The 23,015-nt window shown below is 38.0% G+C and carries 18 protein-coding genes; 12 read left to right on the forward strand and 6 right to left on the reverse strand.

The genetic code is table 11. From position 1 onward, the window contains the following. Position 1: 1 nt before the first annotated feature. From H6607_00225 to H6607_00235, 3 genes are all read left to right on the forward strand, one after another. Positions 2–694: a fused MFS/spermidine synthase gene (locus H6607_00225; GenBank protein MCB9260791.1), complete on the forward strand. Its 693-nt coding sequence runs from the start codon at positions 2–4 to the stop codon at positions 692–694. Between the two features lie 133 nt (positions 695–827). Beyond that, entirely contained in the window at positions 828–1,259 is a 432-nt protein-coding gene (locus tag H6607_00230; protein MCB9260792.1) for an Hsp20/alpha crystallin family protein, read from the forward strand. Between the two features lie 86 nt (positions 1,260–1,345). Beyond that, positions 1,346–1,849, forward strand: a complete 504-nt coding sequence (locus tag H6607_00235; GenBank protein MCB9260793.1) for a hypothetical protein — start codon at positions 1,346–1,348, stop codon at positions 1,847–1,849. Here the strand turns inward: H6607_00235 and H6607_00240 are convergent, their stop codons facing one another. Next, positions 1,850–3,289 carry a hypothetical protein gene (locus H6607_00240; GenBank protein MCB9260794.1) on the reverse strand — a complete coding sequence of 480 codons (1,440 nt, stop codon included), beginning with the start codon at positions 3,287–3,289 and terminating at the stop codon, positions 1,850–1,852. Positions 3,290–3,441: 152 nt separating this feature from the next. Here H6607_00240 and H6607_00245 point away from each other — a divergent pair, with 152 nt between their 5' ends. Further along, positions 3,442–4,629 carry a T9SS type A sorting domain-containing protein gene (locus H6607_00245; protein MCB9260795.1) on the forward strand — a complete coding sequence of 396 codons (1,188 nt, stop codon included), beginning with the start codon at positions 3,442–3,444 and terminating at the stop codon, positions 4,627–4,629. 1 nt (position 4,630) lies between these two features. Here H6607_00245 and H6607_00250 read toward each other — a convergent pair whose 3' ends face one another. From H6607_00250 to H6607_00260, 3 genes are read right to left on the reverse strand one after another with little or no spacing between them, the layout of a single operon-like run. Then, positions 4,631–5,638 (reverse strand): NAD(P)H-dependent glycerol-3-phosphate dehydrogenase, encoded by a 1,008-nt coding sequence (locus H6607_00250; GenBank protein MCB9260796.1) that lies wholly within the window; start codon positions 5,636–5,638, stop codon positions 4,631–4,633. Between the two features lie 26 nt (positions 5,639–5,664). Beyond that, positions 5,665–6,792 (reverse strand): radical SAM family heme chaperone HemW, encoded by a 1,128-nt coding sequence (gene hemW, locus H6607_00255; GenBank protein MCB9260797.1) that lies wholly within the window; start codon positions 6,790–6,792, stop codon positions 5,665–5,667. 4 nt (positions 6,793–6,796) lie between these two features. After that, positions 6,797–9,364 (reverse strand): lamin tail domain-containing protein, encoded by a 2,568-nt coding sequence (locus H6607_00260; GenBank protein ID MCB9260798.1) that lies wholly within the window; start codon positions 9,362–9,364, stop codon positions 6,797–6,799. Positions 9,365–12,182: 2,818 nt separating this feature from the next. On the opposite strand from H6607_00260, the gene H6607_00265 reads away from it, so the two are divergent. Then, a complete protein-coding gene (locus tag H6607_00265; protein MCB9260799.1) occupies positions 12,183–15,308 on the forward strand; it encodes a histidine kinase in 3,126 nt (1,041 codons plus the stop codon). A 123-nt stretch (positions 15,309–15,431) separates the two neighbouring features. Here the strand turns inward: H6607_00265 and H6607_00270 are convergent, their stop codons facing one another. Then, positions 15,432–16,130: a Bax inhibitor-1 family protein gene (locus H6607_00270; GenBank protein ID MCB9260800.1), complete on the reverse strand. Its 699-nt coding sequence runs from the start codon at positions 16,128–16,130 to the stop codon at positions 15,432–15,434. 166 nt (positions 16,131–16,296) lie between these two features. On the opposite strand from H6607_00270, the gene H6607_00275 reads away from it, so the two are divergent. Both H6607_00275 and H6607_00280 read left to right on the forward strand, forming a co-directional pair. Next, complete coding sequence (locus H6607_00275) at positions 16,297–16,932, forward strand: hypothetical protein (protein MCB9260801.1); 636 nt, start codon at positions 16,297–16,299, stop codon at positions 16,930–16,932. A gap of 15 nt (positions 16,933–16,947) precedes the next feature. After that, a complete protein-coding gene (locus H6607_00280) occupies positions 16,948–17,298 on the forward strand; it encodes a hypothetical protein (protein MCB9260802.1) in 351 nt (116 codons plus the stop codon). A gap of 87 nt (positions 17,299–17,385) precedes the next feature. Here the strand turns inward: H6607_00280 and H6607_00285 are convergent, their stop codons facing one another. After that, a complete protein-coding gene (locus tag H6607_00285) occupies positions 17,386–18,495 on the reverse strand; it encodes a DegT/DnrJ/EryC1/StrS family aminotransferase (GenBank protein ID MCB9260803.1) in 1,110 nt (369 codons plus the stop codon). Positions 18,496–18,650: 155 nt separating this feature from the next. Here H6607_00285 and H6607_00290 point away from each other — a divergent pair, with 155 nt between their 5' ends. The 5 genes from H6607_00290 to H6607_00310 all read left to right on the forward strand — a co-directional run bounded on the left by H6607_00290 (position 18,651) and on the right by H6607_00310 (position 22,914). Beyond that, complete coding sequence (locus tag H6607_00290; protein MCB9260804.1) at positions 18,651–19,367, forward strand: hypothetical protein; 717 nt, start codon at positions 18,651–18,653, stop codon at positions 19,365–19,367. A gap of 110 nt (positions 19,368–19,477) precedes the next feature. Continuing rightward, positions 19,478–20,080 (forward strand): hypothetical protein, encoded by a 603-nt coding sequence (locus tag H6607_00295; protein ID MCB9260805.1) that lies wholly within the window; start codon positions 19,478–19,480, stop codon positions 20,078–20,080. Positions 20,081–20,247: 167 nt separating this feature from the next. Continuing rightward, on the forward strand, positions 20,248–20,922 hold the full coding sequence (locus tag H6607_00300; protein ID MCB9260806.1) for a hypothetical protein: 675 nt from the start codon (positions 20,248–20,250) through the stop codon (positions 20,920–20,922). A 165-nt stretch (positions 20,923–21,087) separates the two neighbouring features. Then, the gene (locus tag H6607_00305) at positions 21,088–22,104 is read left to right on the forward strand and encodes an RNA ligase (ATP) (protein ID MCB9260807.1); all 1,017 of its coding nucleotides are present in this window, start codon (positions 21,088–21,090) and stop codon (positions 22,102–22,104) included. 96 nt (positions 22,105–22,200) lie between these two features. Beyond that, positions 22,201–22,914 carry a hypothetical protein gene (locus H6607_00310; GenBank protein ID MCB9260808.1) on the forward strand — a complete coding sequence of 238 codons (714 nt, stop codon included), beginning with the start codon at positions 22,201–22,203 and terminating at the stop codon, positions 22,912–22,914. The last annotated feature ends 101 nt before the right edge of the window (positions 22,915–23,015 follow it).

The following is a 23,015-nucleotide window of genomic DNA, read 5'->3' on the forward strand; positions in this document are numbered from 1 at the left end:
GTTGAAATTAAAGGAACAAAATATAAAAACCCGTCACACGACGGGTTTTTTGTTTTATCTGAAATGGGTGGTTTCCTTTGTTTGGCCAATAGTTTTGGAGCGGCGAAAAGACCAATTCGTTCAACTCGAAATAGAACTTAATCGTGGAAAACTCTTGCTAAATACCACCAATGCAAACTATTCCTATGGCAATTTACAATTGGCTTACAAAGGGTTGTTTTATGAAGAACCTTTTGAATGGGAGAAAATAAAAACGAGCCTCATTTTAGGATTTGGAGCCGGCGGAGTGTGCAAACTGATTTATGAAAAGAACCCGGAATGCAGACAAACCGCAATCGAAATTTCAGAGGTTGTGGTGCAGATGTATCACACCTATTTTAAACCAATACCCAATGTGAACATAATCGTTGATGATGCCGAGCTTTTTGTTTTGAACTCCAATGAAAAATATGATTTGATAATTGTGGATGTTTATAATGACTTGGATGTTCCAGAGCAATTTCACAAAATAGAATTTGTACGTGGTTTAAGAGAATTATTGAATGTAGATGGATTTGTAATTTTTAACAAAGTATGCTCTACCCTAAACCAAAAGCAACAATTTCAGAATCTTATCCTTACATTTTCGCAATACTTCAAAAAGGTTAAAACCAATGAACAAATGACAATAAACCGGTTCATTATAGCAAAATAATGACACAATGACACTTTTATAAAAAATTTCGTCGAAATAGAGACAAAATGACACCTATTTGTTGACTTTTTTTATCTGGAACGAGGCTTGCAAAAAACTGAGCAAAAGTTTTAACATTAAAAAAAATACAACAATGAAAGCATCAAAATTAGCACCAGTAAGAAGTTTGTTCAACGACACTTTTTTCCCAACTGTATTAGATAGTTTTTTCAACGAATTGAACAAAGGCGAATTCGAGTCAACGCTCACACCTGCCGCCGAAGTAAAAGAAACTGATGAAAATTACATCATTAACTTGGCATTGGCAGGAATGGAAAAGGATGACATCAAGCTTGATGTACATTCAAACCAGCTTACAGTAATGGCCGAAAAAGTGGAGAAAAAAGAAGAGCAAAACGCAACCTATCATCTGAAGGAGTTTCGTTCAGGAAAATACAAACGCAACTTTTATTTGCCCGAAAAAGCAAATACAGATGCTATCAATGCCGAGTTGAAAAATGGTATTTTGACCATCACTATTGACAAGGTAGAAAAAACAGCTCCCAAACAAATAACCATTAAGTAGTCTGTTTCATTAATAAAATACGAATAATCCCCGAGAAAAACTCGGGGATTTTTTTTGTTAAAACCCAATGTAGTAAGTTTGCTTCCATGACGCTCAACGATATTTTTGAAATGGTAAAAAGCCAACCTACAGTTGCCTTTTTGTATTTGTTCTCAATTCCGGTGTTGGTAATTTTCACGGGGTGGATTTCAACACCAAAATCAAATCAAAACCCATGGAGATATGTGTACGCGGTTTTGCTCTACATGGTTTGTTTACCGGGAGTATTGGCATTGGTTTTCAACCTGTATCAGTTTCTTTTTGAGCGAAGAAGCATTTTAGATGCCGACATAAACATTCAGTTTTTACCAATTATTTCAATGATTGTAAGCCTATATTTTGCAAACAAGAAAGTGCGATTTACCAATATTCCGGGCATGGGAAAACTATCCACTTTTTTGCTCATTATGTTTGTGCTTATTGGTTTTTTGTGGGTCATGGATAGAACATTTATCATTGCCTTTGCTGCAATACCCATTCAATTTTTGTTGACTGGCTTTTTGTTGGGTTTTGGCATATTGCTCATTGGCAGCAAACGATTGCTAAAATAATCACATGGCCTCAAAAGCACCGGCATCCGGCATTCCATCTCGTGAGTTACCATCAAAATCGGTTGTTATTCCAACATTTGCTCCAATATTTTGAGCTGCCGAACCTACCTTAATCCGATAATTTCTATTGCGGGCATCCACAAATAGCACTGGTTTTTCAAAGGTTGGGTATGGGCCTTTGTCAATAACATTAGCCGGACTTCTCAGGGCAATTTCTGCCACCAGGTATTTGTCGGTAGCACGTATCAAATTATTTTTAAGGGTAGAATCAATAGTCATCATACTTTTTAGTACGGCAAAACCAAATTCATCATCTGCACTTCCTTCTATAATGCAGTTTTGAATGTTGAATCCAATGGGGAAAGAATTAACTAAATGGCGGTTTTCATCCAGCTCAATATTATTCAAAACCAATGTTGGGTCTTTGTGCGAAAAGTCGTAACCATAAGTGGCAAAAGTGCAATGTTTAAGGTCATAAAATCCACCATAAAGCCCTAAAAAGGTATATCTACCACAGTTGACAACAACATTATTTATGGCTCGTATGTAGCTGCCCTTGCCCGATATTCCATCGTAAGCCATGTTCCGTATTTCTGTGTTTTCAATAACTACGTTGGGAAGGCCGTTGTTGCTGGTGCTATCACAATAAACGCCCACAGTGCCATTTTTAATTTCAGCGTGTTTTATGGAATTATTTTTACTCAGATAGTTTAGCCATATACCACCCCACTGACCAGCTGATTCTTCAAAATCGGGTTGCAGCCTATCTCCTTCAAATTTTACTGGTTCTCCGCTGGTTCCTTCTATTTTTAAAGTTCCTTCCACATAAAGCCACGAACGAGGTGCGAAATGCAGTTTAACACCTTCTTTAATAGTAAGTTGACAATTTTCTGGTACATATAAGTAGCCCCAAACTACGTATGGCTTTTGTTTGTCGTCAAACACCATGTTGCAAACCGAATCTCGAATAATATAATGGGCATCTTGCCCCCAAGCCACAAGCTGCACATGTTGTCGGTTTCCATTGGTCAGAATCTCAACGGAATCTCTGATAATTAAGGGCATAGAGGTTGGGTTATTGTTTGGGTCGGCGGTTAGTTCAACAAAAACAAAAACGGAGTCCTTTGGCAATATTTCCACTTCCGAAACGGTTGGGCCAACCTCGCCATCAACATTTATTCGAAACTGCGAGGCAGAGCCTCCGGCCAATCTAAAACTGGTCTTAATTTTTTCTTTATGAGGATTAACTACCACAAATTGCTTGTTTATCGACTTTGGTACAGCCGTAGGAATGGCCGTAAAAACAGTGTCAAAAAACATGGTGTCTGTTCGTAAGGTTAAGGTTGCCGCAGGGTCGAGCAAAATGGCATCTTGATCTTTGCAAGAGAATAACGCAAAAACGAGTAGTGCAAAGCATCCAAAAATTTTACGAGTCAGCATGGGACAAAAATAAATAACACAACGCCATTACAACGTCAATTTATTTAAGGTATTATTTGAGATAATTATTTGACTTGGATATTTGGGATCCATTTTGCTAAATTTGGTCGGTTAATAGGTTAATCAAAAAACATGAATTTTAAAAAATTAATATGAAAAAATTATTTCAACAGTCTTTCGCATTGCTACCGTTTCTTCTTTTAATGAATTATTGTTCTACTCAGGCACAGAGCCTAAAAAGCGTTATGATAAATGCTTGTGGAAGTTCAGAAGGCGATAACGAATATCTTATTCTACAAAATGGGGGCTCCAGCCTAACCGTTTCACCGTCAACTATCGATATAAGATATGGAACAACTTCGCCTGCGTCAACTACCTATACCGATGCCATAGCAGCATCGGGCAATTCAGGCTTTGTGAGCGGGCTAAATACCAAACTATCCGGAAGTTGCGATTTTGCTTTTGTAAATGCTTCCAACGGCTCTTCAATACCTGCCAATAGTTACTTTATTGTAATGAATGATGCCCCATTGGATACACCCAATTTCAGTGCATGGTGCGGTAATAGTGTTGGCAATGTGTATGTTGTTTTTAGCACCGATGCAAGTTTCACTTCCTCCGGTAATTTTGCAAACGCCGGTGCAACCGCTCGATATTTTAGAACCATTATTAATGGCGTTGACAAAAACTATAACTACATTCCCAATAATTTAAGCAATACCGATGGGTCGTTTGCTGCATGGAGTGATACTGGTGTGGCCAGTACTTCTGGAAATTACTCTTCTTGTCAGCCAACCAACCTTGCGTCACTCCCAGTAGAACTTATTTATTTTAATCTCGCGGAGGGCATAAACGAACTAAAATTAATGTGGGCAACTGCCATGGAAAATCAGAATTTGGGCTTTGAAATTCAGCGTAAAACCGAGGCAAATGATTGGGAAAGGCTGGATTTTGTTGTTGGAAACGGTAGCTCCAACCGAACAATAAGCTATGAGTACAAAACGCTTGTGCCAACGGAAACAACTTATTTCAGGTTAAAACAAATGGATTTTAATGGACAATATGTGTACTCAGCCATTCTAAAATTTGAACCAAAGATGAAGAAGCCGTTTTTTGATATTTCCCCAAATCCAACGTCCGAATCTGTACAAATAAATTTTGCTATTTCGGATGAGGAATCAACGATTATTTTATACAACTCTGTGGGTCAGCAGATAAAAAATGAGCGTATTACAGCAGGTCAAAGCACATTGGGTATCTCAAATTTGCCGGGAGATATTTATACCGTAGTTTGGCAAAATGGGAAAGAATGTCATACAAAACGCTTGATTGTTTTGTAGATTAATCAATTTGAGAAATCAAAGTTTCAACGGCTTTTTTGGCTGAAAAATTTGCATAAATCACGCGATATACAAAATCAGAAATGGGCATTTTTACCCCAAATTTTTGGTTCATCTCATAAATGGTTTTGGTGGCATAATAACCTTCAGCAACCATTTTCATTTCAATCTGAGCAGATTTTACGGAATATCCTTTGCCCAACATATTTCCAAAAGTTCTATTGCGGCTAAATTGGCTATATGCAGTCACCATCAAATCTCCCAAATAGGCCGAGTCGTCAATATCCCGCTCAATGGGGTGCACGGCAGCCATAAAACGTTTTGTCTCTCTAATGGCATTCGACACCAAAACGGCTAAAAAATTATCACCAAAACCCAAGCCATGAGTTATTCCGGCGGCAATAGCGTATATATTTTTTAACACCGCTGCATATTCGGTTCCATAAATATCATCAGAGGTTACCGTTTTAATAAATCTACCTTGCAGTAGTTTGGATATTTCGTTCGCAAGATTTTGATTTTTAGAAGCTAACGTTAAAAAGCTAAGTTTTTCCAAGGCCACTTCTTCCGCATGGCAGGGCCCAGTGATAACCCCAATATGGTCATCGTTTATACCGCAGTGTTCTCTTAAATAGTCGCCCAAAATCTGACTCGTTTCAGGTATCAATCCTTTTACCGCCGAAATCAAATATTTGTCTGAATAAAGTTGGGGAGAAATGCCCGACAACGTTTGATGCACAAAAGCTGATGGAATAGCCAAGATAATTATTTCCCCTTCCGAAATACAGTCTTCAAGATTGGTGAAAAATTCAATCGGCTGATTTACAAAGCTAACCGAACTAATATAATCTGGATTGTGATGAAAGGTTCGCATATAGTCCGCTTTCTCTGGAGTGCGAACCCACCAATTAATTTTTTTTGCAGATGTGTTTTCGCACAAAATTTTTGCAATGGCCGTTGCCCAGCTTCCACCTCCCAAAATAGATATAGATTGAACCGAATTTTTCAAGTGTGCAAAGTAAGTTCAATTTTTAATTAATCATTTTCAAAGAAAAGTTCGGAGGCCACAAAGTCAGCCATTTTTTTGCCTGAATCTGTTAAGTATAACACATTGTTTTTCATTTCCAACAGTCGGTTTTCGTTTAATTTTTGAAATTCAAATTCTCTGTTTTTCAATAAGTTAATGCCAAAATAAGTTTCAAAATCATGAAGATTTAACCCCCATTTTGTTCGTAAGCCAAGCATAATTTGTTCATTCATGGAGTCCACTTTTGTAAGTTGCTCTTCCTCAAAAAATACCTCTTGGTTGTTTACTTTTTTAATGTATAATGGGTTGTTGGCCAAATTCCACCGCCGCTTATTTTTGGTATAAGAATGTGCCGAAGGCCCAAATCCCCAATAAGGCTTTTGTTTCCAATAAGAAGTATTGTGCAAGGCATAATTATCTGATTTACAATAGTTTGAAATTTCGTAATGTGTCCAATTTTTTTCTTTTATCTTATTTTGAAGAAAGTCGTATTCGGCATTCGATTTCGAGTCGGGAGCAGCTTTTTCTTTTCCGGTTTTCACAAAATGGTGCAAAGCCGTGCCTTTTTCGATGGTCAAGCTGTAGGCAGATAAATGATTTATAGGTAGGCTTAATGCCAACTCAACGTTTCGTTGCCATACGTTCGATACTGGAATTCCATAAATCAAATCTAAATTGACATCAGAAAAACCGATGGTTGCTGCATTTTCAATCGACTCAAGTGCCTGTTGTGCATTGTGCGACCGATTCATCCAAACCAAATCTGCTTCGTCAAAACTCTGAACTCCTATACTTAACCGATTGATTTTTAAATTCTTCCATTCAATCAAGTTGTGCAAACTGCAATCATCTGGGTTGGCTTCCATAGTTATTTCGGCGGTTTTTGAAACATCAAAGTAGTGGAAAATTTTGGTCAATATCTTCTCCAAATTTTGTAACCGGATGATGCTGGGTGTGCCTCCGCCAAAATAAATGGATTCTATCTTTTGGTTGTGTAATTCCGATTTTCGAAGGTCTATTTCCGCAACAATTGCGTCAATCAATGCATCCTCATTCTTTGTTTGTGTAGAAAAATGAAAATCGCAATAGTGGCAAGCCTTTTTGCAAAATGGAATATGTACATAAATGCCGCTCACTCGATTAATAAGCCACTGTAATGGCCTGTTTTTTAATTATTTTTTTACCGCTATCAACCGATAAAGCCTCTAAAACAACCACGTAAATTCCGGGTGGAACTACCTCATCATTCACTCCTTTTCCACTCCAAACAAAAATGTTATTGATACCAGAAAGAGCCGTGTTTACCGGAAAGGCAACCATTTTCCCATTCAAATCAAAAACGCGGATATTGATATTTGCACTTTCCTGAATGTTGAATTTTATGAATAATTCATCATTAAAGCCATCACCATCTGGCGAAAATGGGTCAGGTGAAATTTCAAATTCGGACAAACCCAACAACGGTAGTGCAGACTGCGAATTTTTATAACCCGGTGTTGCATAATTTTCGACATAAGATGCCGAAGTCCAGTTCAATTTTTGGTTTGTAGAATCTAAAACCGACCTTCTTTCGAGGCTAACACCTTCATTATTAGATATTAAACTGTTATGCATGTCTTCCGAATATGGCAACCAATCAATCGAAGTACCGTTTGAAATGGAAATACCAACATTGCCTTCATCATCTGGCATGGTGGGCAATGAGGGGGTTTCAAATAGATTTATCAAACTCGATTTAGGATAATGTTGATTGATTATCAGTGGGTTACTGGTCAATGCAATGTATTCTTTCGGAAAAATGAGTTTTGGAAGGGTTGATACTTGCTCCAAATTTTCCCAGTCGCCATCCATGTTTTTCTTTCCTATAAATAAATGGCTCAAATCAAAAACTGAGTCGGCGGCATTGTAAATTTCTACAAAATCAACCCCTCCGGTTTTGGGGTTAAAAAGTATTTCATTGATTAACAAATTGTTAGGTTTAATTTTTGATGGTAATGCCAACGATATTTTAGCATTTTCAATTTTATTTCCAGAACAATCCGAAACGCCATTAACCAATAATTCATACAATTTTCCATAAGAAAAGAACTGGTTAAAAGTCAAAGTTAAATGATAGTTGTCGGTTTTTTCTACCTTAGAAATGGAATAATTTTCAACTAAAAAATGAGAAGCATTGGGGGCATATAAAATCAATGATTCATCAAAAGTAAGTTTGATTTTATTTGGCAATTCAATGAATGAGTTGATAATGGCCGGAGCTTTACTGTCACTTATATTTCCTGAAATAGAGTTTATTTTTCCGGGAGTTCCACCGCTCAAATCCTTGCTCGAATTCCAGTTTTCCGCACCCAAACATGGCATGGTGGGGTCAATCATTTCAAGGCTCCAACCTCCGGCTTTTTTCCATTCTAATGTATGCCAATCGTTGGAATAATTCAATTGAAAAATGATTTCGTTTTTGTTGTTTTTTAGAGTGATGCTATCACCCGAATTGTTGAGAGAAATGAAATTGCTTGAAGTTAGAAGTGGAGCAAATTGTTTCATTTCTTCATAAGCCGATAGGTCGCAAATAACTAAAAAGGTGTTCGGCATCATTATCAAATCAGGCAATAGAATTTCTTTGCTGGCATCTGCCAATATCCAATCTTTAAGGTTTAATATTTTTGCCGACCTATTGTATAGCTCCAAATATTCAAATTCGGGCAAACCAACCGATGGAGTTGGGTCACTCATTACCTCCGAAATTACCACATCAAAAAGCTCTGCATCGTCGGGTTTTAAGTAATTGAAATTCAGAGTAGTATCAGATAATTTATTGCCTGCTAAATCAAAAATGTCAGTTATGTGTAGTTGGTAGTTTTGGGTGGCAAAATGATTTGGAAAATGTAGGGTACAACTGTTTTTAACGAAATTAACGGTAGTGGCAAGTCCAATGCCATTGTTTATCTCAAAATTAGTAGCGGTAATTTTAGTATTATCAATGGTTTCGGAGAATAATACAACCAATGAAGAATCGCTTAAAACATTAAGAAACTCCACCTTTGGAGGCGTTTTGTCAACACGTGGTTGGCCAAAATAAAAATTATCAAAACTGTGTTTTTTGTGAAAAGAAGTGGTGGATTGGCGAACGATAATACCACAATATTTGGAGTCGGAAAAGAAAATACTCGACACCGAAGTCAGAAAGACGAAATTACCCGAAAATCCATTGTCATAGCTAACCAACCAGTTGCCCAGAGAATCGCGAACAATTTTTATTTGCCCATTAAAATTATTGGAATGTCCGTTCGCCCCGTTCGCCAATAAAATGGGGCTTCCTGCCTCATTTCTAAAGAGTGAAAAATTGTCGGAAGTGCCTCCAATTCTTAAAAAGTGGCCATTGTATTTTGATAACAAATTGGCAGAATCGCTGCCCAAAACCACGTCAACATAGTTGGCCGATGAAGTTGCTATTGGAATGTTCACATCCAAAGTCCATTCGTTTTCTTTATTAAAATTGATTTGTGTGGTAATAAAAAAAGCATGGTTTACCGAGTCGCTGTTCGATTTCAATATTCCGCCGGTGTTCGCAAATTCCGAAATATTACCTATCCAAATAGGGTTTTGGCTCAAATCATTGTCTTCAAAATTATCCTGTACCAAATTGTTTTGGGCAATTGCAAGATGTGGAAACAGCAAAAGCCACACAACCCCCAAAAGTAGTTTCATTTTTTTCAAGCCATTTTTATTCATGATTTCACTTTAACCATTGTTCCTTCAAAAAAAGGTATATTTTGGCTTAATTTTGCCCACTTTTATAAAAAAATGGCATCAAAAGAAGAAATATTCGAGCAGGGCAGTATTGATATTATTGGTGCTAGAGAACACAACCTAAAAAACATAAATCTTTCGATTCCTCGAGGTAAATTGGTGGTTTTCACTGGTTTAAGTGGTAGTGGTAAATCATCTTTGGCGTTCGACACCATTTTTGCTGAAGGCCAACGTAGGTATATGGATACCTTTTCGGCCTATGCCCGTCAGTTTATTGGCGATATGAAACGACCGGAGGTTGACAAAATTGAAGGTCTAAGTCCGGTTATTTCTATTGAGCAAAAAACCGTGAGCAAAAACCCCCGTTCTACTGTGGGAACCATTACCGAAATATATGACTTCCTTCGATTGCTTTACGCCCGTGCTGCCGATGCACACAGCTATATTTCGGGCAAAGCCATGTCCCGATTTTCGGAAGATCAGATAATAGATTTGATTTTAACTGATTTTGAAGGTAAAAAAGTGGCGGTTTTAGCACCATTGGTAAAAGGTAGAAAGGGTCATTATCGCGAACTTTTTGAGCAATACACCAAAAAAGGCTATGGAAAAATGCGGATTGACGGGGAGATTGTAAAAATTGAACCGGGCATGCAACTGGATAGATACAAAGTGCATGATATTGAGCTGGTTATAGACCGTATTGAAGTTTCTGCCGACAACCGTTTTAGGGTGACCGAATCGGTTAAAGCTGGTTTAAAGGCAGGCAACGGAGTTATTTTGCTCCATGATTTCGACCAAAATACCACCCAACATTTCAGTAAAAATTTGATGGATGCCGAGAGTGGTTTGGCGTATGACGACCCTCAGCCCAATACATTTTCATTCAATTCGCCGTATGGAGCCTGCCCCAAATGCGGTGGTTTAGGCACTTTGGCGGATATTGAACAAGATGTTATTATTCCCGACAAAAAATTGAGCATCAATAAAGGAGCTATTGCACCTTTGGGAGAATATAGAGCCAATTGGACCTTTACGGTTTTGAGAGCCATGGCAAAGAAAATGAAATTTAGTTTGGCCGACCCCATCGAAAAACTAAAACCGGAAGTATTGCAAACCATTTTGCACGGCAGCGAAGAAAAATTTGAAGTAGTTTATACCTATTCGGGTGGTGGCACACAAACTTACGAAACCAATTTTAAGGGAGTTGTCCCGATGGTTTTAAACAGTTATTTGCAAAAATCTCAGGATGGCTTAAACCAGTGGGCAGAAGAATTTATGACCATTAAAGATTGCTCTGAGTGCGATGGTTTTCGGCTTAAAAAGGAATCGCTGCACTATTTTATTGCCGAAAAACACATAGGCCAATTGGGAGAAATGAATCTGACGGAGCTTGAAGATTGGTTCTCAAATATTGAGACTCAACTATCTGAAAGACAGCTCATTATTGCCACCGAACTATTAAAAGAAATACGCGGAAGAGTCGGTTTTTTAACCAATGTGGGTTTGGGCTATCTTAGTTTGAACAATCCTGCCCGAACACTTTCGGGTGGCGAGGCACAACGCATTCGGTTGGCTACTCAAATTGGTTCGCAGCTGGAAGAAGTGCTTTATATTTTGGATGAACCCAGCATTGGCCTGCATCAGCGGGATAATCAACGGTTGATAGAATCATTAAAAAAATTGCGTGATGTTGGCAATTCGGTGTTGGTGGTAGAACACGACAAAGACATGATTTTGGAGAGTGATTATGTCGTTGATATTGGCCCAAAGGCAGGCAAATTTGGGGGCAAGATAACAGCCGCAGGCCAGTGGGAAGAAATAAAATCTGCAAATACGCTTACTGCCGAATACTTGAATGGGACAAGAAAAATTGAAGTCCCGAAAAAAAGAAGAAAAGGAAACGGTAAAAAAATAAGCTTAAAAGGCTGTGTTGGCAATAACCTAAAAAATGTGGATGTTGATTTTCCGTTGGGCAAATTTATTTGCATTACCGGAGTTTCGGGTAGCGGAAAAAGCTCGTTGATTAACGAAACACTGCACCCAATTTTGGCCGAAGAGATTTATGGCTCGAAGAAAAAACCGCTGAAATATTCAAAAATTTCGGGGTTGCAACACATCGATAAAGTGATAAAAATAGACCAATCGCCCATTGGGCGTTCGCCACGAAGCAATCCATCTACCTATGTAGGCTTTTTTACCGACATCAGAACCCTCTTTGCGGAGTTGCCCGAAGCCAAGATTAGAGGCTATAAACCCGGACGTTTCTCGTTTAATGTAAAGGGTGGACGATGCGAAACTTGTCAGGGTGGCGGCAGAAGAGTGATAGAGATGAACTTTTTGCCGGATGTGGAAGTAGAATGTGAAACTTGTTTAGGAAAACGGTACAACCGAGAAACACTTGAGGTGCGATATAGAGGCAAATCCATCAGCGATGTGTTGGATATGAGTGTGGATGAAGCGGTAGTTTTCTTCGAAAATATTCCGGCTATCTATCGAAAAATCAAAGCATTGCACGACGTGGGTTTGGGGTATATCACGTTGGGGCAAAGCAGCACAACCATTTCGGGAGGTGAGGCACAGCGAGTGAAACTTTCAGCCGAATTGAGTAAAATTAGCACCGGCAACACATTTTATATTTTAGATGAGCCAACCACCGGATTGCATTTTGAGGATATTCGGGTTTTGCTGGAAGTACTTCAAAATTTGACCGATTTGGGCAATACCGTTTTGGTGGTTGAGCACAATTTGGACGTGGTAAAAGTGGCCGATTACATCATTGATTTGGGCCCCGAAGGTGGCAAAGGAGGTGGTGAAATCATTGCCATTGGCACGCCGGAAGAAATCGTTAAAAAAGGACTTGGACACACCGCTAAATTTTTGGAGTTGGAATTGGTCTAAAAAATTATTGTGTACTTTTGGGTTGATGTTTCATCAACGAATTTTGAGTATTTGTGTGCTTTTGCTCATGGCTGTTTTGGCCAATGCCCAGCAAAATCATTTTCGCCATTTTAGTTTAGAAGAAGGATTGCCGCAATCGCAAGTGTTTGATGTGTTGCACGATAGCCGTGGCTTTATTTGGGCAGGAACACGTGGGGGAGGCTTGGCCAGATTTGACGGAAAAAATTTTAAAACCTACCAGACAAAGCAAGGATTGATAAACAACTTTGTCAATTGCATTTATGAAGATGCAAAACATGATATATGGGTTGGAACCCAAAGCGGAATTAGTGTTTTCAATGGTCTGAATTTTAAGAATTACCAAATTTCTAAATCAAACGAGATACGCATATATTGTTTTTTAGAGCTTGACAAGAAAATGCTGGTGGGTAGCTCAAACGGTTTGTATGTATTTGAAAATGAAAAATTTACACGAATTAACTTGTCATCAAAACAGGACAATGAATATATAACCTCTTTAAAAATTGGCGATGGTAGTGTGTATGTTGGCACCAATCGGGGTTTGTATATTTTAAATAAAAGGATACTCAAAACCGAACGGATTCTTACCGTTGCGGATGGTTTGCCCGATGATTATGTGCAGTCGTTGTGCCTTGACTCGAGCGGTATTTGGATTGGAACCTATGGCCGAGGCATTCGATATTTTGATGGTCAACACATTGTTGACCCACAAATACCACTTCCCTGGGATGTAATTTCGTATGATTTAATGTTGGTAGGAAGGGAGCTATGGGTGGCCACCCAAATAAACGGCATTTTTGTATATCACACAACCACCAAACAATTAACACAATATGGGAGCAAACAAGGGCTTAGCAACAACCATGTGCGTTGTTTAGAAAAAGATGTTTGGGGCAATGTGTGGCTTGGCACTTCGGGTGGGGGGCTAAACCAATTTACAGGAAAGCAATTTACCCACTTTACCGTAAAGGATGGGCTGGCCGACAATTATGTATATGCCGTTTTGGAAGATTTTAAAGGCAGTTTGTGGATAGGAACCGGCAAAAAAGGAGTTACACAAATGGATTCGGCAAACTATGTGGTATGGGGACTTGATTCGGGTTTTGCCAATGTAAAAATAAAAAGCCTAGCACAAAGCAGCGACAGTTTATTTTGGTTTGGCAGCGAGGGGCAGGGGTTGGCTTATTTTGATGGTGACACTTTTAAATGGTTAAAAGTAGATAATGGGTTGTGCGGAAATTACATAAAAGATATTGTAACCCTACCCGATGGTAGAGTGTTTGTGGCCACGCTTGATGGCGGCATTAGCGAAATATCAAGAATCAACGGAAAGTTTGAAATAAAGAATTACCAGTATTTGACCCATTTGCCAACCAACCGAATTTTTTCGTTGCACGCCGATGCAAATGGGGTGGTCTGGTTTGGAACAGAAAACAAAGGTTTGGGCAAAATAGAAGCCGGAAAAGCCACCATGGTAATAAATGAAGCGAGCATTAAATATCAAAGCATCAGAGCCATTAGGTCGTTGCACCGACAACTATGGATAGCCACTACTGATGGGCTTTATCGATACGAATCGGTAACAAAAAAAATACAGAAAGTGGCCGACGAACATTTAAAATCGACCAATCTGTATTTATTAGAATTCGACAAAAAAAACAATCTATATGTGGGTCATGAGCGGGGTTTAGAAAAGTTGCGGCTGAATGAAACCGGTGATGTAATAGACGGAGAATTTTTTGGTGCAGCCGAAGGATTTTCGGGAATAGAAACCTGCCAAAACGCAGCAATTTGTGATGCACAAGGAAATATGTGGTTTGGCACCATCAACGGTTTGACAAAATATAACACCATAGAAATAGAAACCAATGCCATACGCCCCAAAGTGTGGTTGGATAATGTGGATCTTTTTTATGAAACTTTGGTGTCCGGAAAATTTGGCTTTAACCCTGTTTCGTGGAATAATCTGACTTCAACCCCGGTTTTTCCGTATAACCAGAATCATTTAAGTTTTTCGTTTACCGGAATAGATTTAACCAATCCCACAAAGCTCAAATATCAGTGGAAACTAGAAGGATTTGACGAAGATTGGGTAAAGTCAGGCATAAAAAGTGATGCAATTTACAGTAATATTCCCCCCGGAAAATATGTGCTAAAATACCGAACCATATCCATGCAAGGAATTGAAAGCCAAGAGTATAGTTGGCCTTTTGAGGTAAAAGCACCTTTTTGGCAAACATGGTGGTTTCGGCTACTTATATGGGTAATTCCCATTTTGCTAATTGCCGTTGCAATATGGAATTATATAAAAAACATTAAACGAAAAGCAGCTGAAGAACGTGAAAAAATATTGGTAGAAAAAGAATTGATAGAGTTAGAACAAAAGGCTCTGCGACTTCAAATGAATCCTCATTTTTTGTTCAATGCACTCAATTCTATCCAATCTTTGGTGGCTCTAAACCAGCATGAAGAAGCTAGAACGTATTTGCAAAAATTTGCCAAATTGATGCGGTTGACCTTGCAAAATTCGCGGGTTGATTCCATACCCCTAAGTGACGAAATTTTAACCCTAAAAAACTATATGGAGCTGGAGCAATTGACCAAAAAGCCAGCATTTTCATTTTCTATAAATGTGGAGAATGGCCTGAATCCCGACCAGGTTTATTTGCCTCCCATGATGTTGCAGCCTTTTGTTGAAAATGCCATTAAACACGGCATTGCCGATTTGGGCAATCAGGGTTTGGTAAAATTGCATTTTTCAATGCAGGGTTCAAAATTGATTTGTAAAATATCCGACAACGGAATTGGCAGAAAGGCTGCTGAAGAAAAGGCCAAACAAAAAACCAAAAGTCATGAGTCGGCTGCACTTCAGGTAATATCAGACAGAATAAACATCCTAAACAAAGAACACCCTGGCAACAAACTCGAAATCAGTGATTTGGAGATGGGTACAGAGGTTTGCCTCGAAATAGCAACCGGATAGATATGGGGTAGTTCAAAATTATTCAAATCAAAATGTGAACACAATTTTTTAGCATAATATACAGCAATAAAAAACCCCGAATGTTTCAAACATTGGGGTTTTTCTATTGATACAGATTTTATGTTAATCTCTACTCAAAAATATTTGAATGATATACCAAAGCAACAGCATGAATGAGGCAAACAAACCTAAAGATGCCAACACATATTGGTCGTTTGAATATCGGTAAATCATATTGCTAGTTTGATATAAAATAGATCCGGCAGCAAGTAAAACCATAGCACCGCTAAACCAAAGACCCAAATCAAAGCCAAAAATAATTCCGGCCACAATTAGCCCAAGAGCAATAATGCTACCCACCGTGATAATGCTTCGCATAAATGAAAAATCTTTTTTGGTAATGAGCACCACGGCACTTAAACCCGCAAATAGGGCAATGGTTAATATCATGGCCTGCATCAACACAGCCGTACCCAAATAGGCCATAGCCACCATCATTAATGGAACAAAAATGATGGCTTCGGCCAAAACATAGATGAATAGGCCAAGGTATTGCTTATTAATGCTCGTGGCACGTGCTACCATTTTCTCGGCTTGGGTGGTGGCCAACATAAATAGGCCTAACACAATAAGCCAAGACATGCCCTGTGTCATTTGCACCGCCAAGTCTCGCATAAAGCCAATATTTAAAAAGAGGCCTTCTAAAACCAAGAAAACCAAAAATGCTCCAGCCACATGGGCATAAGTCTTTTTGTAAAATTCTGCTTTTTCTACGGATGTTGAATTGGCTACCAATTCATGATCGATAATTATTTCTGACATATTATTTGTTATTTTTCTACGAATTTCAAAAATTTTTGGGTTTTGACAAATTTTTGTTTCATCGAAACTACACCTAATCGTTTTCTAACCCCTAAATAAAACCTTAGTAATTTCAAAATTCGCTATTTTTGATGCAAGGCAATTCAAACACACTATTCATTAAACGATGAACAGACTCAATGTACAATTCAAAAATGTTCTTCTAACGTGTAGTCTAATTTTCATAAGGAGCATTTGTTTTTCGCAAGATACAGCCAAGTTTAACATTATAACAGATACAACGTGGACTATTGAGAATACCATCAATATTTCAATTTCATCAACATGCTTTGATTACTCTGTTTATCATTTACCATCAAAAGAAGATTCTACATTTTGCCAAAACTATTCGGCTTTGATAACCGCCGAACCAACAGAAGGGAATCATTCAAACTACTTTTTGTTAGCCTGCTCGCTGTGGCAATTATCAAGACTTAATGAAGCGGAAAAAATGTTTTTAAAAATTGTAGGTTCTGCCGAGCCATACTATGTTGGCACGTACTACAATAACTCTGATATACCGGATGATACATCAAATAATATATATGGATATGGAAGTTACACATGGCATTATAAAAACTATGCTTGCAGATACCTTTCCAAAATTTACATAGAAGAAAAACGCTTTGAGTCGGCATTGACCTATTTACATGATGCGGACAAAAAATATATTGTCGAACAAAACTGTGGTACAGGGCATCTATTTTATCGACATGAAATGGATGGTTTGTATGGGTTGGTATATGAAGGCTTAGAATTGTAGGATACAATTATTGCAATGTTCTTGCCTAAATACACTCAACAAGGCTGCGGAACGTTAATCCGAGCTTTGAAAAAAGTGTATTCTCAGGAAGAAATAAAGGAGTATTTAAACATTGCCCAATCCTCTATTGTTTATGTTGTTGACACGTTTCAATCTTCATACTACTATATAGACAACTTCGGCGAAGAGAATGAAACTACGACCGAAATAAAATACAAATCAGGAGAAGCAAAAATGACTTTATTTGGAATACAAGTGGTGCTTCCAGAACCAAAATTGGAAGATGGGGAAACAGTTACGTCTGAACATTTTTTAAAGGATTTTAAGGAATCGAGGTTTTATTTTGAACTTACCCAAAATTTCTAAAAAATTCTGCACATCCATGAAAAGATTCCGCTAGTAACAAATTCTATTTTAAAAAAAATGGGTATGTAGCATATTTCATTATTCCCCCTATTTATACCCCAAAACAGCAGCAACAATATACTCCAACTGCTCTTGGCTCATTTCTGTGCTGATGGGCAATGATAGCACCCTACTGCACAAATCTTGGGTAATAGGAAATTTTCCGTTGCTTAAAAAAGCCTCCTGCTCATTGAGCGGCACAGGGTAGTAAACCATGCTGGGTACACCTTTTTCGTGCAAATAATTCTTTAAATCATCACGGTTTATTCCGTTCAATTTGAGGGTGTACTGATGGAAAACATGGGTAGAATTGGCCACTCGCTTAGGGGTATCAAAACGTTCATCATCGGCAAAAGCTATGTCGTAATAATCGGCTACATCGTTTCTGGCTTGACAATAGCTATCAAGATGTTTTAGCTTTACATCAAGCACCGCAGCCTGTATGGTATCCAGCCGAGAGTTTACACCGATAACGCTGTGGTAATATTTCTTTTTTTGTCCGTGGTTGCAAATCATTCTTGCTTTTTCTGCCAAGACATCATCGTTGGTTAAAATAGCCCCACCATCGCCAAAACACCCCAAGTTTTTTGACGGGAAAAACGATGTGGTTCCAAAATGACCGATACCACCCGCTGACTGCACCGAACCATGGGAAAAAGTATATTTTGCCCCAATAGCTTGTGCAGTATCTTCAACCACAAACAGATTGTGCTTCTCGGCCAACTGCATAATGGCCTCCATGTTGCTGCACTGACCAAACAAATGCACGGGAACAATGGCTTTGGTTTTAGCAGTAATGCACTGCTCTATTTGATTTATGTCTATTTGAAATGTATCTGTATCAACATCTACCAAAACAGGCGTTAGGTGCAGAAGGGCAATCACTTCCGCTGTGGCGGCATACGTAAAACAAGGTACAATTACCTCATCGCCCGGACTAAGATTGAGTGCCATAAATGCCACCTGCAATGCGTCGGTGCCATTGGCACACGGAATAACGTGTTTTATCTGCAAATACCTCTCAAGATTGGCGGCAAACTCTCGCACTTTAGCACCGCCAATAAAGGCCGTAGAATCAAGAACCTCTTGCATAGCTGCATCCACTTCGTTTTTTATTTTGAGGTATTGACCATGTAGATCCACCATTTGTATGGTCATAGACATAAAATTGAATGCAAACTTAGCCAAAAGAGGGCGAATAATTTGTTGGGAAAGCGACGATGCCATTGGTCTTTTTTGCCCTTATGGTAAAAATACATTACCTTCCCGTGTTTTTGTGTAAAATGTTTGGTAATCCTAAATAATAATGGCAGATGAAAAAAGAGTTAAGCCTAATTTATTCTTTCACATTTATTTTTTTAACGACACTGTTTGTGGGCTGCTCGGACAATGATGTAGTTGAACCCGTTTCCAACCATTTGGTAATTGATACAACCGAAAGCTACGTTAAAGTAGTTGCGATTGGGGGTGCTACTTCAAACCTAATAACCCATTACAAAGTTGATTTGAACGGAGATTTGATGGATGATATACTGTTGCAATACAATTCCGTTGCCTCCGCCGGAGGCATTAATCAATCTACGCTAATCATAGAGACCATAAATGACAATACAACCGTTGATGTTGAAACAAAAACAGACTCGATGGTGAGGTATTCTCGTAAATATTTTGTTCCAGAACTTGGTGATTCCATCCCTGTTTTATACACCGAAAATTATGTGTACGGCAAACAATATCCTGATAATTTTATGTTTATTATTGACCAAAACACCTACCCTGTCAAGCATCTCTATGGTGACACGCTAAATGCCCAGAGCCACTGGAAAACAGGAAGTTTTGTTCTTGAGTTTTGCGATTACACGAACAATCAGTCTTACAACAACCTTGTCCGGCTCGGAAATTGGGCGGATACCGAAAAAAAATATATCGGGGTGAAGTATACTGAAAGCTCGATAAACTACTTCGGTTGGATAGAGTTGAGTGTAAAAAATTGCCGTTTTGTAGCCTCGAAATATGCACTGAATAAATAGGCGATTCGCACCTAATAGTTACCCTGTTTTTTATTACGTAATTTGTTAGTTTTGAAAAGACATATTCCTAAAGGTTTTTTTATGTCTGCCAAAATTACCAGTATTTTAATATGAATAAAATGAGATTATATGCCTTAATTACTGTGATTTTTCTTAACGGTTGCTGCCCGTTAAATTATCCTGATTGCGGATGCATTCCTCCGGATCCTGAATTGGATGAAGAAACGTTGAAGTGGATAAAACCTTACAATAATGATGACTTTTTCGTTTTTGAAGACAGTATTGGCAATATAGATTCACTACTCGTAAATCGAAAAAGCGAAACTGAATTTTATGGCGGTGATGAATGCGGATGTGATTGCCAAGTTGAAATTGGAGTTTTGAAATCAACCAATAATTCAAATCTGACGTTTACAATTACAGCCACGGAAATACAAGTTTTAAAGATTAACAATCAAGAGGAAATGGAAAATCAAATTTTTGTTGCTGCAGATATTGGAACGAATAAAGTCATGAGAAACAATGAGAATGCCACCGCTACCTTAGTAGATGACTATGAATGGAATAACAAAAAATTAAAAGTTTTCGAGATAAAATGTGAAACGGGGTCAAACTGTTTCGACTACGAAATGAACGAAATGATAGTTTCAAGAGATTTTGGACTGATAGAATACCGTACGAAGGATGGAATGACTTGGAAGAAAATAAATTAATAGTAGGTAAAGCTATTGTGCTTATTGGCAAAAGCATTTAATTCTATACTTCTCCTAAAATATTGGGAATAGCGGTTGAACCTAAATCATTCCGAACCACACATTAGCTTCTTTTTCCATGAATTTTATTTCGATAATTTTGAAAAAAATAATTAAACGTATAAAACATGATTCACGCAGCAGAAGTAGTCAAAAAAGGAGACCGAATGAGAACAAATTGTGCTTGGTTTATGTTGCTGTTTTTACCATTAATGCTACTGATGGCCGTGTTTGATTTGAAACCGTGGTTTCTGATAATTGTTTTCCTCCTACCTATGATCATTGTTGGAATAACTCAAACTTATTATATTCAGAAATGGAGAATTTGGGCACTAACAAATGTTGACAATCCTGCTTTATTCAAAAAATGGGCACAACAACTTTGGCTTATACCCATTGGAAGCAAATTGGATAAATTTGAATTTCAAACAAAAAAATATAAACAAAAATGGGCAGCATTGCAACATCGGTTTGATGAAGAGGTAAAGGTGCAACCCGTTGAAATTCCATCTAATGGAATGCTGTTAGAACGCAGTATTTTGGTCGACAAAGCTTTTGGATTTTCCCGAAAAAACTTATTCATATATAGAGACAAAATGGTGGTGGAACAAAAGGGAGAGTATTACTGGGACAAAATACAAGATGCTTCCATTGATTTTACATCTGACTACGATGATGTACTAGGCCGGGTTTATGACCTATCTTTTAAATACTTAGGTAAAAAAATCGTTCTACCCATTCATCCAAAAAGTGATTTGGCCCTTATAGAACGAGTAGTTACCGCCAAAACAACGTGTTTTTGAGAACCAAATTAATCAGTAGCCAAGTTGCTTTTTTTGAGGTTATGGTTTAGTTTTGGAACCCTTCGCCTTTGAAAGATAAACCTTGCCATGGAATCAAGAAAATGAAGGTTCGGCAAGCCATTTTAAACTCTTTTTCAGGATTAATACCGATTTAAACAAACATAAATGCGAAAATTAGCAAGTATTCAAAAAATTATAGCATTGGAACCTATAAAAGGTGCCGATGCCATTGAAAAAGCCACCGTTTTAGGCTGGCAATTGGTAGTCAAAAAAAATGAATTTAAGGTAGGCGATTTGGCCGTTTATTGCGAAATTGACAGCCTATTGCCCGACAAACCCGAATTTGAGTTTTTAAAACCACGCAAATTGAGAATAAGAACCATTCGGCTGCGTGGGCAAATTTCGCAAGGTATATGTTTTCCGCTGTCCATATTACCGGCAGACTTTGAGGTAATTGAAGATGCAGACTGCACCGAAGCGTTAGAAATAATCAAATACGAGCCACCTATGCCGGCTTGCCTAAGGGGGATTGCCAAAGGGCCGTTTCCTTCTTTTATTCCTAAAACAGATGAAACAAGAGTGCAGGTATTGCAGACCTTGTTAGACAAATACAAAGGTGAAAAATGCTATGTTGCCGAAAAGCTGGATGGAAGCTCGGCAACATACTTTTTAAAAGACGGCATATTTGGTGTTTGTAGCCGAAACTTAGAGCTTACAGAAGACACAGAAAACAGCTTTTGGAAAGTTGCAAGACTAATGGATATAGAAAACAAACTGCGTTCGATTGGGAAAAATATTGGCATTCAAGGTGAGCTTATTGGTGAGGGAATTCAAGGAAACAAACTAAAAATAAAAGGACAAACCGCTATGTTTTTTAATGCCTTTGATATTGACAAGTATGAATATTTAAACTTTTTTGATTTCAAAGAGTTACTCCACAAATTAGATTTACCTATGGTTCCGATTATCTCTTTGGATTACGAGCTTGAAAACGACATTGAGGATATAATTAAAACTGCGACTATTAAAAGCAAACTATTAAATGATGTTTGGGCTGAAGGTATTGTTATTCGCCCATATACCGAAAAATTAGACCTACTTTTATCCAACGAATACTTTAGCAAGGGGCGTGTAAGTTTCAAAGCAATTAATCCGGAATTTCTCTTAAAATATGGGGAATAACGGTTGAACCTAAATCAATCAGAACCACGCATTAGCTTCTTTTTCTATGAATTTTATTTCGATAATTTTGAAACAAACAATTAATCACAAAAAGAGATGATTCACGCGTCGGAAGCCATAAAAGCCAAAGATAGAATGACACGAAAACCTGCTTGGTTTCTGTTGATGATTTTGCCATTAATTATACTGAAGGAAGCGTTGGAGTTGAAACCGTGGTTTTTTGCTGTTGTATTTCTTCTACCTTTAACAATCACATTTATAGCCTACAACCATTCCATTCTGAAATGGCGAATTTGGGCCTTAACAAACGTTGACAATCCTGCTTTATTCAAAAAATGGGCTCAACAACGATGGATAATTCCGATAGAAGGTAATTTGGATACGTTCGAATATCAAACAAAAAAATACAAACAAAAATGGGCAGCATTGCAACATCGGTTTGATGAAGAGGTAAAGGTGCAGCCTGTTGAAATTCCTGCAAATGGAATGCTGTTAGAACGCAGCATTTTGGTTAAAAACCGTTTTGGCACGCATCTTTTGGGAGTATATGACCGAAAAAATTTGTTCATGGATAACGACAAAATGGTGGTGGAGCAAATTGGCGAATTTTACTGGGCTAAAATGCAACATATATCCATTGATGTAGATTGGACCATATTTGTAAGGCACCACAAATATGAAAGAACATTAGGTAGAGTATTCACGTTGTCGTTTCGATACTTGGGTAATAAAATATCTTTACCCATTCACCCAAAAAGTGATTTGGCACTGATAGAACGAGTAGTTACCGCCAAAACAACATTTTTTTAGAACCAAATTAATCAATTACCCAGTTGCTTTTTTTGATACAATATTTTAGTTTTGGAGGGATATGCGACATAAATGTTCGCATATCTGGATGTTGTGCCTAA

The organism is Flavobacteriales bacterium, assembly GCA_020635395.1.
Lineage (GTDB): Bacteria > Bacteroidota > Bacteroidia > NS11-12g > UBA9320 > UBA987.

Excerpts from the sequence above, each read along its gene's own strand:
- H6607_00290 (MCB9260804.1), top strand. The coding sequence starts at position 18,651 with ATGAAAAAAGAGTTAAGCCTAATTTATTCTTTCACATTTATTTTTTTA.
- H6607_00240 (MCB9260794.1), bottom strand. The coding sequence starts at position 3,289 with ATGCTGACTCGTAAAATTTTTGGATGCTTTGCACTACTCGTTTTTGCG.
- H6607_00270 (MCB9260800.1), bottom strand. The coding sequence starts at position 16,130 with ATGTCAGAAATAATTATCGATCATGAATTGGTAGCCAATTCAACATCC.
- H6607_00285 (MCB9260803.1), bottom strand. The coding sequence starts at position 18,495 with ATGACCATACAAATGGTGGATCTACATGGTCAATACCTCAAAATAAAA.
- H6607_00280 (MCB9260802.1), top strand. The coding sequence starts at position 16,948 with ATGTTCTTGCCTAAATACACTCAACAAGGCTGCGGAACGTTAATCCGA.
- H6607_00305 (MCB9260807.1), top strand. The coding sequence starts at position 21,088 with ATGCGAAAATTAGCAAGTATTCAAAAAATTATAGCATTGGAACCTATA.
- H6607_00275 (MCB9260801.1), top strand. The coding sequence starts at position 16,297 with ATGAACAGACTCAATGTACAATTCAAAAATGTTCTTCTAACGTGTAGT.
- H6607_00260 (MCB9260798.1), bottom strand. The coding sequence starts at position 9,364 with ATGAAACTACTTTTGGGGGTTGTGTGGCTTTTGCTGTTTCCACATCTT.
- H6607_00300 (MCB9260806.1), top strand. The coding sequence starts at position 20,248 with ATGATTCACGCAGCAGAAGTAGTCAAAAAAGGAGACCGAATGAGAACA.
- H6607_00295 (MCB9260805.1), top strand. The coding sequence starts at position 19,478 with ATGAATAAAATGAGATTATATGCCTTAATTACTGTGATTTTTCTTAAC.
- H6607_00310 (MCB9260808.1), top strand. The coding sequence starts at position 22,201 with ATGATTCACGCGTCGGAAGCCATAAAAGCCAAAGATAGAATGACACGA.
- H6607_00245 (MCB9260795.1), top strand. The coding sequence starts at position 3,442 with ATGAAAAAATTATTTCAACAGTCTTTCGCATTGCTACCGTTTCTTCTT.
- H6607_00235 (MCB9260793.1), top strand. The coding sequence starts at position 1,346 with ATGACGCTCAACGATATTTTTGAAATGGTAAAAAGCCAACCTACAGTT.
- H6607_00230 (MCB9260792.1), top strand. The coding sequence starts at position 828 with ATGAAAGCATCAAAATTAGCACCAGTAAGAAGTTTGTTCAACGACACT.